The 14,694-nt window shown below is 60.2% G+C and carries 10 protein-coding genes and 1 pseudogene; 5 read left to right on the top strand and 6 right to left on the bottom strand.

Going from position 1 to position 14,694, the window contains the following annotated elements; all coding sequences use genetic code 11:
* Positions 1 to 124: 124 nt before the first annotated feature.
* Positions 125 to 667 (bottom strand): dihydrofolate reductase family protein, encoded by a 543-nt coding sequence (locus tag AC0L25_RS11270; RefSeq protein WP_473595550.1) that lies wholly within the window; start codon positions 665 to 667, stop codon positions 125 to 127.
* A 205-nt stretch (positions 668 to 872) separates the two neighbouring features.
* Here AC0L25_RS11270 and AC0L25_RS11265 point away from each other — a divergent pair.
* A pseudogene (locus tag AC0L25_RS11265) lies at positions 873 to 1,770 on the top strand (HNH endonuclease).
* 107 nt (positions 1,771 to 1,877) lie between these two features.
* On the opposite strand, the gene AC0L25_RS11260 reads toward AC0L25_RS11265, so the two are convergent.
* Positions 1,878 to 5,888 carry an NACHT domain-containing protein gene (locus AC0L25_RS11260; protein ID WP_473595549.1) on the bottom strand — a complete coding sequence of 1,337 codons (4,011 nt, stop codon included), beginning with the start codon at positions 5,886 to 5,888 and terminating at the stop codon, positions 1,878 to 1,880.
* 374 nt (positions 5,889 to 6,262) lie between these two features.
* On the opposite strand from AC0L25_RS11260, the gene AC0L25_RS11255 reads away from it, so the two are divergent.
* Complete coding sequence (locus AC0L25_RS11255) at positions 6,263 to 7,312, top strand: LacI family DNA-binding transcriptional regulator (protein WP_473595548.1); 1,050 nt, start codon at positions 6,263 to 6,265, stop codon at positions 7,310 to 7,312.
* A gap of 120 nt (positions 7,313 to 7,432) precedes the next feature.
* Entirely contained in the window at positions 7,433 to 8,689 is a 1,257-nt protein-coding gene (locus AC0L25_RS11250; protein WP_473595547.1) for an ABC transporter substrate-binding protein, read from the top strand.
* A 328-nt stretch (positions 8,690 to 9,017) separates the two neighbouring features.
* On the opposite strand, the gene AC0L25_RS11245 is transcribed toward AC0L25_RS11250, so the two are convergent.
* The 4 genes from AC0L25_RS11245 to AC0L25_RS11230 are packed head-to-tail and all read right to left on the bottom strand — an operon-like array spanning position 9,018 to position 12,774.
* Positions 9,018 to 10,058, bottom strand: a complete 1,041-nt coding sequence (locus AC0L25_RS11245; protein ID WP_473595546.1) for a heme-dependent oxidative N-demethylase family protein — start codon at positions 10,056 to 10,058, stop codon at positions 9,018 to 9,020.
* 9 nt (positions 10,059 to 10,067) lie between these two features.
* The gene (locus AC0L25_RS11240; RefSeq protein ID WP_473595545.1) at positions 10,068 to 11,033 is read right to left on the bottom strand and encodes a PDR/VanB family oxidoreductase; all 966 of its coding nucleotides are present in this window, start codon (positions 11,031 to 11,033) and stop codon (positions 10,068 to 10,070) included.
* Positions 11,030 to 11,626 carry a dimethylamine monooxygenase subunit DmmA family protein gene (locus AC0L25_RS11235; protein WP_473595544.1) on the bottom strand — a complete coding sequence of 199 codons (597 nt, stop codon included), beginning with the start codon at positions 11,624 to 11,626 and terminating at the stop codon, positions 11,030 to 11,032. Before AC0L25_RS11235 ends, AC0L25_RS11240 begins: the two co-directional genes overlap by 4 nt.
* A 14-nt stretch (positions 11,627 to 11,640) precedes the next feature.
* Entirely contained in the window at positions 11,641 to 12,774 is a 1,134-nt protein-coding gene (locus AC0L25_RS11230; protein WP_473595543.1) for an aminomethyl transferase family protein, read from the bottom strand.
* A 166-nt stretch (positions 12,775 to 12,940) separates the two neighbouring features.
* On the opposite strand from AC0L25_RS11230, the gene AC0L25_RS11225 reads away from it, so the two are divergent.
* Both AC0L25_RS11225 and AC0L25_RS11220 read left to right on the top strand, forming a co-directional pair.
* Complete coding sequence (locus tag AC0L25_RS11225; protein WP_473595542.1) at positions 12,941 to 14,338, top strand: ammonium transporter; 1,398 nt, start codon at positions 12,941 to 12,943, stop codon at positions 14,336 to 14,338.
* Between the two features lie 22 nt (positions 14,339 to 14,360).
* Entirely contained in the window at positions 14,361 to 14,579 is a 219-nt protein-coding gene (locus tag AC0L25_RS11220) for a hypothetical protein (protein ID WP_095483890.1), read from the top strand.
* Positions 14,580 to 14,694 lie beyond the last annotated feature (115 nt).

The following is a 14,694-nucleotide window of genomic DNA, read 5'->3' as shown; positions in this document are numbered from 1 at the left end:
GCGCAAGCTTCTTACTATCCTCAATGCAATCGTCAGGGACCAAAAACCATGGCAAACAGCTTGACTTCCAAGACAGTTCTGCCCTGCCGGGCATCTCCCCCACAAGGGGGGAGATTGGCTGTCATCACGACTTCCCCATCACAGCCGCATACTCAAGCGCCACCACGCCGTTGCTGAATGGCGTGGCCGAAATCAACGCGAGCGGCACTTGCGCGCCGGGCGGGAACAGCGGCTTGCCCTGGCCGACGGCGCCGGGGTAGCTGAGCAGCCTGACGCGGTCGACCAGACTATGGCGCAGCAATTCCTGCGCCACGCTGAGGCTGCCATGCACATAGATGTTGCCGCCGCTGCCTTGCTTCAGTTTTCTGACCGCTTCCGGTAATGCGCCCTGCAGCAGCTCGGCCGGCTGCCAGTCGAGCGCCTTCAGGCTCGTCGAGGCGACATATTTCGGCAACGCGTTGAACCGCTCGGCGAAATCTCCGGTTTCCTCAGGCCATGAGCCGGCAAAAATCTCGTAGGTCGCGCGCCCCAGAAGCATGGCGCCGCTGTCGGCAAGCTCGTCTTCCTTGAACCTTTGCATTTCATCGTTCCAGGTCACGCCAGGCAATTTCTCGACCTCGGCGATGCCATCGACGCTGATGAATTCGGTGACGATGAGTTTTCTCATGGCGCTCTCCTTTTGTCAGAGGACGGATGGCGGTGGCCCGTTGCGACATGCCTCGTGAAAATATGGGCGGCGCTTGTTAGGGCTATTCGCCTCCAAAGGACCGATACCATGGGGAAAAGCTTCTCCGACCTCGACTAAGTTCCCAAGATCGGATTGGTGTTACATATGAGGCAGATATTCCCAAAAAACGCATTGCAGGAAGATCATGGGATTCGGGGTCTTCATTCACCGCTCAGATTCGATCTACAACGACCGCCCCGCAGAGCAATACCAGTTTCCTCGCCCGTACCTACGTCGTGTCGAAGCATGCGTCGGCGACTGGATCATTTACTACGAGCCTCAAGGTAAACGATACCCGTGGCTATTACGCCGTAGCAAAAGTCCAAAAGATCATTCCCGATCCTGTGACGCCTGATATGTACCTCGCTCTGATCGAGCCCAGAACCTATCTCGATTTCGTCAATCCTGTTCCATTTAACGGACCTGATGGTCTCGTTGAACGAGGCCTATTCAACGACCAAGGACGGATTTCCGGTCGCGCCCAATCGGCCGTCCGGCAGATCAGTCCAAGCGACTTCAACCGCATTATCGATTTGGGCCTGGACACGAGTGAGTTGTTGCTGCCGCGCCTTGATGAGGTCGGCACATCTACCGGTTTTCAGGATGAGCAGGCGCCGTTCGAGTTCGAGCAGAGCCGTGATCGCGTAAACTACATCGGATCGCGAATTGTACGGGACCGCATTTTCCTTCGCATCGTCTTGCGCGCCTATGACGAGCGCTGCGCGATCACGGGACTGAAGTTGACAAATGGCGGCGGCCGAGCAGAAGTTTCAGCCGCCCATATTCGACCGGTCGAAGCGAACGGCCCGGATGTCATCAACAATGGGATCGCACTGTCCGGTACCGCGCATTGGATGTTTGATCGCGGGCTGATCAGCTTATCCGACGATCTGGAAATCCTGATCTCGCGACAGGTCAATGACCTCGACAGCGTGCAGGCATTCATAAACAGGACCCGTCGCGTGCTTCCGCCTCGCCGACCGTTTGACCGCCCGCATCCTCGTTTCTTGCAATGGCACCGCGAGTACTGTTTTAAGCAGTGAGGCAGCGTGGGGCGGACAACTGGCAAATTCGTTGCGCCTGTGGTTTAGGCACGAGGAATCGAGGGTCTGCCAGGGCCAGTCGACAAAGAGGCAATCGCGCCCGCACATCAAACCTTGCCCGACACATCGATGACAATGACGGCCAGACGGCCTCTCATCGCCTCGGGCACGAGGCCTTTAAGCATCGTCTCCATCTCCGCTGCCGATTGGGGCGGCTTCATTCCGTTCGGCGGAGTGGGGATCTGTTTAGGTCTTTTGTCCCCGAACCAGAAGACGCAATAAACACCAAAGCCTTTTGCTTCTGGATCGTGTGCATAAAAGCGTTCAAGCTGCCCCAGCAGCGCCGTCCAAACATCGGCGTGGTAATCCCGTTTTAGTTCGCAGAGGACTTTCCTGCGAGGCATGGCAACAGAAATATCCGCGCGCTTATCGGCAACCATATGTGCTTCGGGCTCAACGGTGACGCCAACCGGCAGAAGCTGAGGCCTCAACAGCGTTATGAGATCGTCCCGGCAGGCTTCCTCGGGGCGCGGTGCAGTTGGCTTCGAGAACGGGTCGACATTCCAAAATTGCTTGTAAATATCGGTGTTCGCCCGCGCGATGCGGTGCGCGAGATCGCGCATCTGCGCTACAACCAGAGCATGAAGATCCGCCACGGTCGCGGGCGCACCGTTAGCTAGGGCGGCCACCGTTTTGGGCCAGTTGGGCCGCTCATATTCAGCATCTCTGCGTCGCTGCCGTTGATTGGCAAGCGCGTAAAGAATGTGTGGCTTGTAGGATGCAAGTTGAGGATCGGCCTCTAGCCTGACCAGTACGTCCGTTGCGGCAGAGCTAGGTGATGCCGAAACAATGTTCGTCAGGATGCGGAAATATTCGGATGCATCCCAGTCATTTGTATCGCCCGACCAGCCGCTGGACGGATGTGGCGTATCCGGAAAAAGGCGCCCCGTGAGTTGCGCTATGAACTCAACCCTGGGCAGCAGGGACGTGCCTTTTCCAGGGTTGCCATCTCGCAGAAACCAGTCACGGTCGCGGAAGTCGAATATGAGTCCCGGATGAGCGGCGGCGCGTTGCTGCACTTCGGTCTCAAAGTCCCCTGGAGCGATCAAATAGGCGGTGACGAGCCATAGATCACGTTGGTGTTCATCGACCTTAACCGCGCCGGAAATAACTTGATGGGCAAGCCGAAGGAAGCCTTCATGCGTGGCAGGAATTTTTGCTACTGCGTCAAGAAGATCCGCAAGTCGAAATGGATGTGCGTTCGGAAATTGGCACAAGAGATCAAGCGCAATGTCTCCGCGATAGGCCTCAAAAATGGGCTCGGTTAAAAGTTCGGTGAGGCCATCCGCGCTCTGTTCATCTTGCGACAAGCGAAGCTGTGCCATCGCCAGATACGCATCTCGCAATACTTCAGGCCGATGCTCTGCGAGCGCATTGCGCCAAGGATGCACAGTCCACCGTTCCTCACCATCCTGGATAGACGGAACAGGATTAGCTACAGAGATGACCAGCATCCCCTTCAGAAAATCGTCGGAAAATCCAGCGAGCCCCTGGCCAGCCAAGCACCGTTCGTTGAGCCCGGCTACGATCGCGAACCACCAATCGTAACGCTGCCGGTTACTGTAGAGCGCCATTACCTCGGCAAAGCTTGGCACGTCGCTTCGCGAAGGCGCTGCCGCCAGCGCGTCAAGTGCAGCATCTGTGCGTTGTTCGCCGAACCGAGCCGCGATTCGCGCGCGGGGTGATAGAGCGCGTTCTGCACCGCCATAAAGCCCAAAATAGACGCGTGCGATATGCGCGAGCCAGCCAAGATGCTCGCCACGCCTAATTTGCTGAATGTCTTTGTCGAAGTCCCGCGCCTGCCGTTCGCGGCTGTCTGCGGCATTTACACCACGACTGGAGCGACCGTTGAAGTATCCCTGTGGCAGGCTAACCGCCACGGCTGCGTCACGCGTCGCCCTCAGAATTGGATCATGGTCAGCACGGGCGTAAAGGTCATCGAATAGCGTCGAGCTGCTGGTCAGTTCGGTCTGGAACGATAGTGCAAGACCAACCTCATAGAGGAAGACACGTCGATCACTGTCTTTAGCTGTCTCCATCTCCCCGACGACGATCTCTGCAAGCGTGCCAGAGTCCAATTCGAATAATGTCGCTTCGCGAAAGCGATTCAAGGCAAGCCAGCGATCCTTGTCGATTGGCGTGCTTCGGATGAAATAACTGGCAAGCTCGCGAAGACGGTTCGGCGTGTCGCGCATCGCACTACGCAAATCTCTTGCGCGACTTTGTTGGCCACCCCGGAAGGCCATGCGCTTGCGAAGCCAGCCCAATACGCGGGCCGGATCGAACTCGCCAGACCCGCGCCAAGCGCGCACCAGAACGCGACCATAGAACGAACCCACTTCCCAATTTTCCGGACCGAAGCCGCCTTCGGGTGATTTCGGTGAGTCTATGCCGTCCAATACTTTGGGAAGATCCGCGGCTGGGACACTGTCTGCGAGGCGCCATAGCATCCCTGAACTGACGGTTCGCTCCACCTGCGCCGACTCATCGACGAGAGCGACCACATCAGGTGGGCCATATGGATCGCCATAAAAAGTTCGTATGATGTCGGCGCGGAGACGGAGGTCGTCGAGGGTCCTACCTGGCTGCGTCTGCATTGTATTGCGGATGGCTGCCTTACCCGGGTCGCCAAGGCGAACCAGTGCTTCAAATGCATGAACCCGCTCTGCATAGGGCAAAGCTTGGCGTGCAAGTACTGCAGCAAGATCCGGGAGCATGACAGGGATCGGCGTTCCCAGCGACAGCGCGTCTATGACCACTGAACGGACGCCGAAACCTGCATCCGGGCTGTTTAGAATTGCGCGGAATTCATCGACCATATCCGGCCGCGCCAGCGCGCCAATGGGCCGAGATTGCCAATCTCCGGAACGGAACCAGGGGTTGGAACGCGACAGTTTGTCGAGCGCGCGCACGAGACCCGAGCAGGCAGATGGGGATAGTGCACCTGCATCGCCATATGTAAGCACACCGTAGGGATCGGCCTCAATGAGTTGGTCAGCGTGCTCGGGCAGCTGAACTGCTAGCCAAGCGTGCAAGCCCCTCAACTCCGCTGCAGGGTGACCATCCACACCGATCAACGCTGCGACACGACCGAACGGCAAACCGCTACGAACTAGCGCTGCCAAGAATTCTGCCGCCAGAAATTCCGCAGTCGTGCGATGCGCGTAGTCGACGGTTTCCGGTTCAGATCCGGAGTCAAAAACTCGCCGACCGAGAGCCGCAAGAACTTCCTCCGGGGGAAAAAAACGGAGCGAGCGATAACTTGGGATGTCGGGGGTTCCCTCCTGGTCGGTCAGGCTAATGGCCTCGACATCGGCGATTAGGCGTGCCGCGCAGATTGCTCCAGCGACCAGCCGCAATTCACTGGCCGAATACGTCCCAATTCCTGATCGCGCTCGCTCCTGGTTGAATTCTTGAAGCATCAGCTTCGTTGATACCTCGAACAACTCCTTGCGAGCAGCAGGCCAAGAGCCCGCGTGCACGGCGCGCCATAGCATGATGAGATTTTGGGGGTTTTCGAGGAAGTCTCCAAGGCCGCGATCCTCGGCTTCGTTGAGGAATGCTGTCGCCGCATCTGTACCTGCGTTCTGCCCTGCCAACACTGCGATCTGCTCAGATCGCGATAAGCTCTCGAGATGGAGAAGGCATGCTTCCCCTTGCTGTTCGAAGAACGGACTAAACGCAGCGAGATCACTTTCGCCGAGCCAGTCAGCTGCTCGACACGAAATCCTTACCTTTCGCGGATTGACGGCAAAGAGCTTTGTCACGAGTGCATCGACTATGTCTCGGTCGCCTCGGCCGGCCCGTTTCTCGTCAAGCCCGTCGATGAACAGCGGTTGGCCTTGCAGCAAGGGCGCCGGTGCATTGAGAAAATCTCGTGCCCTAATAAACCTTCCCGGCTCCGCCGCTGCCGATACTCTGAAAAGGTGTGTTTTCCCAGCGCCGGGATCGCCGAGCAGCACGATATTTGTTTGCCCGGCAAAATCTGAAAATGGTCGCGGACTAGCATCTTCAGGCTTGTCTGGCGCGGCGTTTATCCTGCGTACGGTTCGGGTCATCTCAATCGATGGTGATCTTGGGGGGATCGCAAAGTCGCTGTTATGACTGGCCTGTGTCAACCAGATCGAGCAACAAATGGTCGGGCCATCTACGAGCCGCTCTATTTAGATGATCAGACGGGTCATTCGCCGAGACCTACTTTGACCTCGGGATATACGTGGCCTGCTTGCCGGGAGCGCCCCCGTGTCACCGCGAGGGTAACTATGCCTTCGGCCAAGGTCTCAAGCCCCTTGCCAACCCCTCCACCTTCTCCTAATCTCCATCTGAGAAAACCTTTTCCCAAGTCGCCCTACATCCGCTGACCTCATCAATCAGCGCCTCGCAGGGTTGATAAGAGAAAACCTTTTCCCAACTGAGGAATTCACCGCGCACCATGGTTTCCGACGCCGCGCCAACGCCCGCCAAGCAGCCGGTCACCCTCCGTGAGGTGGCCGCCCTTGCCGGCGTCAGTGTCGCCACGGCCTCAAAAGCGCTCAACGGGCAGGGGCGGATGACGGCCGCGACGCGCGAGCGTATTCGCGAGACGGCGCAGCGGCTTGGCTTTCGGCCGAACAGCCTGGCGCAGAGCCTGCTGCGCCGGCGCTCCTTCACCGTGGGTCTTTTGACCAACGACACCTATGGCCGCTTTTCGCTGCCGGTCATGTCGGGCATCTCGGATGCGCTGGTCGACAAGGGCGTCTCGGTTTTTTTGTGCAATGTCGAAGATGACCAGCGCCTCGGCCAGCTCCATGTCGATGCCATGCTCGACAAGCGCGTCGACGGCATCATAGCCACTGGCAAGCGCATTGATCGCCATCTGCCGGTCGACCTCGCCAATCTCGGCGTTCCCACGATTTACGCATTCACCCAGCCCGATCCCGGCGCCATCGCTTTTGTGTCTGACGATGCCGGCGGTGCGCGCCTGGCGGTCGAGCACTTTTGCCGGCTCGGGCGGCGGCGCATCGCCCATGTCACCGGGCCGGCGAGTTTTGCGGTGGTGCACGTGCGGGCACAGGCCTATCGTGACGTGCTGACCGAGAAAGGCTTGCCGGTCATGGAACCATTGCTCGGATCGTGGTCGGAAGCGTGGGGTCACGAGGCGGTGAGAAAGCTCTTCGACGGCAAGCTGTCGAAGGGCGAAATGCCCGATGCCGTCTTTTGCGGCAACGACCAGATCGCGCGCGGCGTCATCGACGCGCTGCGCGAGCGCGGCCTTGGCGTGCCGGACGATGTCGGCGTCATCGGTTTCGACAATTGGCAGATCGTGGCCGAGGCAACCCGCCCGCCGCTGACCTCCGTCGACATGAACCTGGCGGCACTCGGGCGCGAGGCCGGTCTTACTTTGCTTTCGCTCGTCGGCGGCGAACCCGCCGAGCCGGGCATTCGAAAACTGCCGTGCCGGCTGGTGGTGCGTCAGTCATGCGGCCGTCCGCCGGGCGGCTGAGACCAATGCATGTCGCCCAAAAGTGCGCAGCGGTTTTGGGATAACGACATGCATGAAAGTAAGAGGTCGCGCGCGCAGGGCAGCGCGGCCGAATGAGGAGAAAAACATGAGGAGGAGAACATGAGGACCATCATTACCGGGCTCGCCTTTGCCGCGAGCGTTTTGGGCACGCTGGCAACGGTCGGGCCGTCCGCGGCCGCCGAGACCGCCAACATCTGGGTCCGCGCCGACGGCTCGAATTTCATGCCGCGCATCGTGGATGCCTTCAACAAGGCGCATGAGAACCAGGTCAAGCTGGACATCATCCCCAATGCCGAGATCATCCCGAAATACGGCGCCGCCGCCGCCGGCGGCACGGCACCCGACGCACTGTCGCTCGACCTGATCTACACGCCGTCCTTCGCTGCCGCCGGCCAGCTCGAAGACATCACCGACTGGGCGAAATCGCTGCCTTATTTCAACAGCCTGTCGCCGGCGCATGTCAAAACCGGCACTTACAAGGGCCGCATCTACGGGCTGCCGTTCTCCGCCGATAGTTCGGTGCTGATCTGGAACAAGAAGCTGTTCAAGCAGGCCGGCCTCGACCCCGAAAAAGGCCCGACCAACTGGGCCGAGATCGAAGCCTATGCCGAGAAGGTGAACGCGCTCGGCGGCGACACTAGGGGATTCTATTTCTCCGGCAATTGCGGCGGCTGCAACATCTTCACCTTCACGCCACTGATCTGGGCCTCGGGTGGCGACATCCTCACCGAGGACGGCTCGAAGGCGACGCTCGACAGCCCGCAGTTGCGCGGCGCCATCGACCTCTACCGCTCGATGGTCAAGAAAGATCTGGTGCCGGCAGGCGCGCAGACCGATACCGGCTCCAACTTCTTTGCCGCCTTCGCCGCCGGCAATATCGGCATCTCGCCGTCCGGCGCCTTCGCCATCGGCGCGCTGAACACGCAATATCCAGACATCGACTATGGCGTCACCTTCCTGCCGGGCAAGGATGGCGGCTGGTCGTCCTTTGCCGGCGGCGACAATTTCGTCGTCACCAAGGGCACCACGAAGATCGCGGTGGTGAAGGAATTCCTCGATTTCGCCTATTCGCTCGAAGGCCAGACCATATTGGCGAAATACGGCAGCCTTCCCGTGCGCGGCGACATCGCCAATGAGGCGCTGAAGGATTTGGACCCACGTTACAAGATCGCCGCAGAAGCCATGGCCAAGGGCCGCACGCCCTATTCGGTGGTGTTCAACGACCTGATCAACTCCGCCAACGGTCCGTGGAACCAGATGATCAACGAGGTCTTCTTCGGCGAGGACGTCAATGGCGCCATCGCCAATGCGCAGGAAACCATGCAGTCGATCATAGATTCGGCGCCGCAGCAGTAGGCGCCGGTCCGGCCGTCAGCCTGTCTCCCTGGGCAGGCGGCCGGACATTTGCATCCATTTGACAGGGCTATTTTACATGGAAGCTTTGGGGCATCTGCCCGCTCTAATCTCGCCCCTGACACTTCTCCACAAGGGGGAGGGCAATTCCAGCTTGGGTTCCTCGCCCCCGCGAAGCGGGGGAGAGGTGGCTCGGCGAAGCCGAGACGGAGAGGGGGACTGCGCCCTACGAAAGCCCCCTCTCCGGCCGCTTCGCGGCCACCTCTCCCCGCTTTGCGGGGGCGAGGAACCCACGTCTTGAGAGGCAGCGCAAACGGAACCCAGGCAAAACTCAATCCGGCCCGAAGCCCGGCGAGGTCGGGCTGCCATCATCCCGCTTCGACAGCCATTCGACCAGCGTCGCGCGGTAGCGCGTCAGGCCTTTGTAATTGGCGAGCTCTTCGGGAAGGTCGCGGATGACGCGGTGCAGGCGCCGCGCCCATTTCGGCTGGGTCACCAGCTCGTCCATCTTGATCAGGTAGCAGCGGATCGGGAAGACGATGCCGTTCGAGCGCGGCAGCCGCCAGAAGCTCTGCAGCTCGACGCGCAGATGGACCTTGTCGCCGACATTCTCCGGCGTCACGGTCGTCCGGTCCGGTCCCCATTTGTGATAATTTTCCGGGCTGGTGTCGAGGCGCGGATTGATCGTCATCGTCCAGTTCAGCCGCCGTGCCGGCTTGCCTTGCTGGATGTTGGTGAGGAACTTCAGCGCCCGGACGAATATGCCCTTCTCATGCGCCAGCGGCACCGGCGCGTGCCACTCGAAGAAATTCATGCCGATGTCGAAATCGAGCGACCAGTCGGCCTGGGTGGTGACCATGCCGGCATCCATCCACAGATTGCCGTCGCGCTGGTCGAGGATGCAGAAATCGCCCTGGCTCTGGCGTGTGATGTATTCCATCGGCCCGTAGGGCAGCGTCGACACGTCGCCGAAGGTGAAGCTGTCGTCGATGCCGAGCGGGCGGTTTATCCAGCGCCATCTGTCGCCGTCGCGCGTCAGCGTGAAATGCTCGGGATAGCCTAAAGCCTGCTGTTCCATCAAGAGTTCGAGCAGGTCCCAGCCGGCCAGCGTCATGTGCGGCAGCGACTGGCAGCGCAGCGGGTCTTCCGCCAGCACCATCGCCCGGTCCTGCATCTCGGCGACATAGTGCTCGTCGACGTCGATCAGGTTTTCGAGCACGCTGCCCTTCGGCCCCGGAACATGCGGCTCGATGTTGACGGCATACATGTAACTGTCTTCGTGGAACGGGAACGGAAACCGCCTGATGTGCTCCGGGCTGTTGCTGAAGGTGAAGTCGTTACGGAACGTTTCGTTGCGAAAGGTGATGCCCAAGCTCGCCTCCTATCTTTCCAGCACCAGCGACCTGCCCTCGAAGCGCGACACGCAAGGCATGATTTTCCTGCAGGATCGATGCTCTTCCTCGCTCAGCCAGTGGTCGTTGTGGATGAATTTGCCGTCATGCGCGATGACATTGGTTTCGCACTGGCCGCAGACGCCGCCGCGGCAGAGATAGGGCGGATCTACACCCGCGGCCTCGATCGCCTCGAGCAGGCTCTGCTGCTCGCCGACGCGGATCGCCTTGCCGCTGACCGCCAGCGTCACGTCGAACGGCACGCCGGGCTGCGGAGCGGCGAAATGCTCGAAATGGACTGTCTCGGTCGGCCACCCCAAGGCAGCAGCGCGGTCGCGCACCCAGCCGATCATGCCCGACGGGCCGCAGACGTAGAGATGCGTGCCAAGCGGCTGCGACGACAGCAGCCGGTCGAGCTCGATGCGCTCGTCGCGGTCGTCGTGATATAGCCTGACCCGGCGGTCGTAGCGCTCTTTGAGCACATCGGCATAGGTGCCGAGCGAGGCGGTGCGGCAGGTGTAATGCAGCTCGAAATTGCCGCCTTCGGCTGCCAGCTGCGCGGTCTGTGCCATGAACGGCGTAATGCCGATGCCTCCCGCCAGCATCAGATGCTTCCTGGCGCGCAGATCGAGCGAAAAAAGATTGACCGGGTAGCTGATCACCATGTCCATGCCGGGCCTGACATGCCCGTGCATGAACAGCGAGCCACCACGGCCGGCATCGTCGCGGCGCACCGAGATGGTATATTCGCGCGTGTCGAGCGGCGAACCCATCAGCGAATAGGGATTGAGCCTGGTCCGCTCACCGTCGCGCATTTCGACGACGACATGGGCGCCGCCGGAGAATGTAGGCAGCAACGCGCCGTCGCGCCTGCGGAAATGGAAGCGCGTGACCAATTCGTTGACCGGGACGACATCGCTCACCACGACGTCCAGCTTGGTGGTGCCGGTGCTCATCGAAATATCTCCTCCGTCGGAGGAATTTCGCTGCGGTCTTCCGCATTGATGCAGACGCCCTGGAATGCCGCGAGGCGTCTGGAATAGTGATCGCGTACCAGAAGAAGCAGGCCACAATGCGAACAGGTTGCAGGCTGCGTCGTCACGTTTTCGGTGATGCCCTTGCAATGGACGCATTGGATGCGGCGCGCCAGGGAGCCGCGGTGCTCGGTCTGGATCGCGGTGTGGTCGATTCCGGCTTCGAGCGCCGCCTGCATGGCCTGGCCGATCAGTCCCTCGGTGCCGGCGAGATACAGACGAAGGCCCATATGCGCGTTGGCCAGCGTCTGCTTCAGCCGTGGGAGGGCGCTGGCGAAGGAAGGCCCCTGGTAGAATTGCGCCGGCTTCAGCGCTTCGAGCGCGGCAACATGTCCGCCATCCTGGCCGGGGATGAAGATGATGTGGGCATCGGCAAAGAAACCATCGGGCGCCCTGGCGGCCAGGTCTGATATCGCCAGCGCTCCTTCTGCATCCGCCACGAAAAGATGGTGCTTGCCGGGCTGCGGGGACAGGGTTCCGTAGACCGGCCGGCTGATGATGCTTTTCGCTGCCATTCTCTTAGTATGCCTCAGCCTTTCGCCGTGCGCTTGGTCTTCTTCGGATCATCGAATGGAAGCGGCTCAGCCGTCGCGCTGATGGCGCCGCTCTGGTTGCGGATCTCAAGCCTGGTGCCCTGGACGGCGCAGTCGACGTCGAGCCGGGCGATGCCCATCGATTTCTTGACCAGCGGCGAATACATGGCGCAGGTCACCACCCCGACCTTTTTGCCGTCGCGATAGACCGGTGCGCCCTCGTCGGCCGGCTCCTTGCCTTCGAGCAGCACGCCGAAGATCTTGAAGCGTTCCTTGCCCTTGAGGCGGTAGTGCTCCTCGGCGCCGCGAAAGCCTGTTTTGCCGGGGCTGACGGTGAAGTCGAGGCCGAGTTCCCACAGCGTATCGCCGGGGCCTTCGTTCTCGAACGGATATTTCTGCGAATTATCGTACGGGTAGAACAGGAGGTAACTCTCGACGCGCAGCATGTCGAGCGTGGTGAACCGGCACGGGATGATGCCGGCGCTCTTGCCCTCGTCGAGGATGGTGTCCCAGATCGTGCCGGCATCCTGGCCACGGCAGAAGATCTCGTAGCCGCGTTCGCCGGTGTAGCCGGTGCGCGAGATCATCACCGGCAAACCGAACAGCCGGGTCTGCATGTGGTGGAAATAGTTGAGGTCGCGAATATCAGGCACATGCTTTGCGAGATAATCGACTGATGTCGGCCCCTGCAGCGAGAGGTCGTGCAGATTGTCATCGAAACGCAGCGATACATCGCGGCCCATGGCTGCCCGCTGCAACTCCTCATGGCCGGTGCCAGAACCGTGCACAACCATCCAGGCATTCGGGCCGGTGCGGTAAAGGATGCAGTCGTCGGTGAACTTGCCGGCCTCGTTCAGCATGCAGGCATAGGCCGATTTGCCGGGATAGATCTTTTCCACATCGCGCGTCGTCGCGAGGTCGATCAGATGCGAGGCATACGGCCCGGTGATGTGGACCTTCTTCAGGCCCGACACATCCATCAGCCCGGCCTTGGTGCGGATGGCGACATACTCCTCGTCGGCGTCCTTGTCGTAGCTCCAGGCGGTGCCCATCCCGCTCCAGTCTTCGAGCTTCGAACCGAGCGCGCGATGGCGATCCGCCAAGGTCGAAAATCTCCAGGATGCGGTCATGGACTTGCTTCTCCTCACACGATTGCCGGCGTTTCGCCGCTCTAGGGCACTGAGGCCCGGCGACGGTCCGCGCCATATTGACTCAAAACTCCAAAAGCGCGCAATACTAAGATGCAAAAAGTTTTACTCAGAGGCAAGGAACGCAACTGAACCGAGGGGACATGAAATGGAAGGGAATCTCAACGCTCTAACGACCATTTTCACGGAATTCTATTACTGGGTGACGATCGTCATGATGTTCCTGATCCATGTCGGGTTCTGCATGTACGAGGTCGGGGTCTCGCGTCGACGCAATCACCTGAAAACGCTTATGAAGAACGCGATGGCAATCCCGCTCGTCACGATCACCTTCTATTTTTTCGGCTGGTGGATCTATTTCGGCTTTCCCAATGGGCCGGGCATCACCGGCGGACTTGTCACCGCACCATTTGCCGAACCATGGAATCCGCTGATGGGCACCCACCTCTCAGGTGTCAATCCAGGCGAGACGGGGGTCACCCCTACCGATGCCGCGCTGTGGCATCGCCTCAACGGCGTGTTCTGGGGCGCCTTCCTGCTGTTCTCCATCACGACGGCGTCGATCATCTCGGGTTCGATCATAGAACGCGTGCGCTCGGGTGCGTTCTGGGTTGTCGCCGTGCTGGTCGGTTCGGTCCTGTGGATCCTCGACGCATCCTGGGGCTGGCATCCGCAAGGCTGGATGGTGAAGCTCTGGGGCTATCATGATGCCTATGCGTCGGGCGTCGTGCACGCGATTGCGGGCGGAGCGGCGCTCGCCTTTCTCATCGTGCTGGGGCCGCGCATCGGCAAGTTCAGGCCCGACGGCACGGCGCGCGACATCCCGCCCCACAATGTCTGGCTGGTCACGATCGGCCTGTTCCTGATCTTCACCGGCTTCTGGGGATTCTATGCCGCGTGCAACATTCCGCTGATCAGCCCGGCCACGATTGCCGGCCAGATCACCGGCGAAACCTGGACGGCGACCAACATCTATCTCGCGCCGACCACGCTCTCGGCGATCACCTTCAACTTCCTGATGTCGCTGTCGGGCGGTATGCTGGCCGGCTATATCGTCTCGAAGGGCGACCCCTTCTGGACGTTCTCGATGGGGCTTTGCGGCATTATCTCGGCCTCGGCCGGCAACGACCTTTATCACCCGATCCAGGCACTGCTGATCGGCGCGATCGTCCCGACCATCTGCTACAAGCTGCATTATTTCGTCGAGCGTCGCTTCAAGATCGACGATGCAGTAGGCGCCGTTGCCGTGCACGGTTATGGCGGATTCCTCGGGGTCGTGGTGGCGGGCTTCATGCTGTGGGGACAGCCGTCCTCGCCCTACGAGGGCTTCGCCCACATCAACCCGATCGGTAATTTTGCAGGCGCGGTGTTGATGTTCGTGCTCGGCTTCGTACCCACCTTTGTCGTCTGCAAGATCCTCAGCAGCATGAACCTCCTGCGCGTACCGGCGAAGGTCGAACTCGAGGGCGTCGACTTTGCCCTCAATCATGCATTCGAGGCGTCGGTCCGCGAAGTGGGAACCGCCGAAAAGGCCATGATCAAATAGTCAACGGGCAAGGAGAACCGCAATGTCTACCAATGGAATGGAAAGCTGGGCTGTGGACCTCAAGGACGTCGGCGCGATCTACCCATTTCAGGGTTCCGAAGTCGTGATGGTGATCATCGGGCTCGTCTTCTGGATCGGATGGCACGTCCTCCAGACGCGCCACGAGAGTGCTGAGATCGAAGCCGATATGGCAGCGGATCGCACTGGAGAGGAAACCAGAAAGGCGATCGACCGCCATTAAGCCGCAGCCGGGGGGGGGGGGGGGGGGGGGGGGGGGGGGGGGGGGGGGGGGGGGTGAAAAAAAAAAAATAAATGTTTTATTATATATAATAATAAGTATTAGGAAAACAAAAAAA

It is taken from the genome of Mesorhizobium sp. WSM4813 (assembly GCF_055811555.1).
This window is presented reverse-complemented; position numbering and strand designations above follow the sequence as displayed.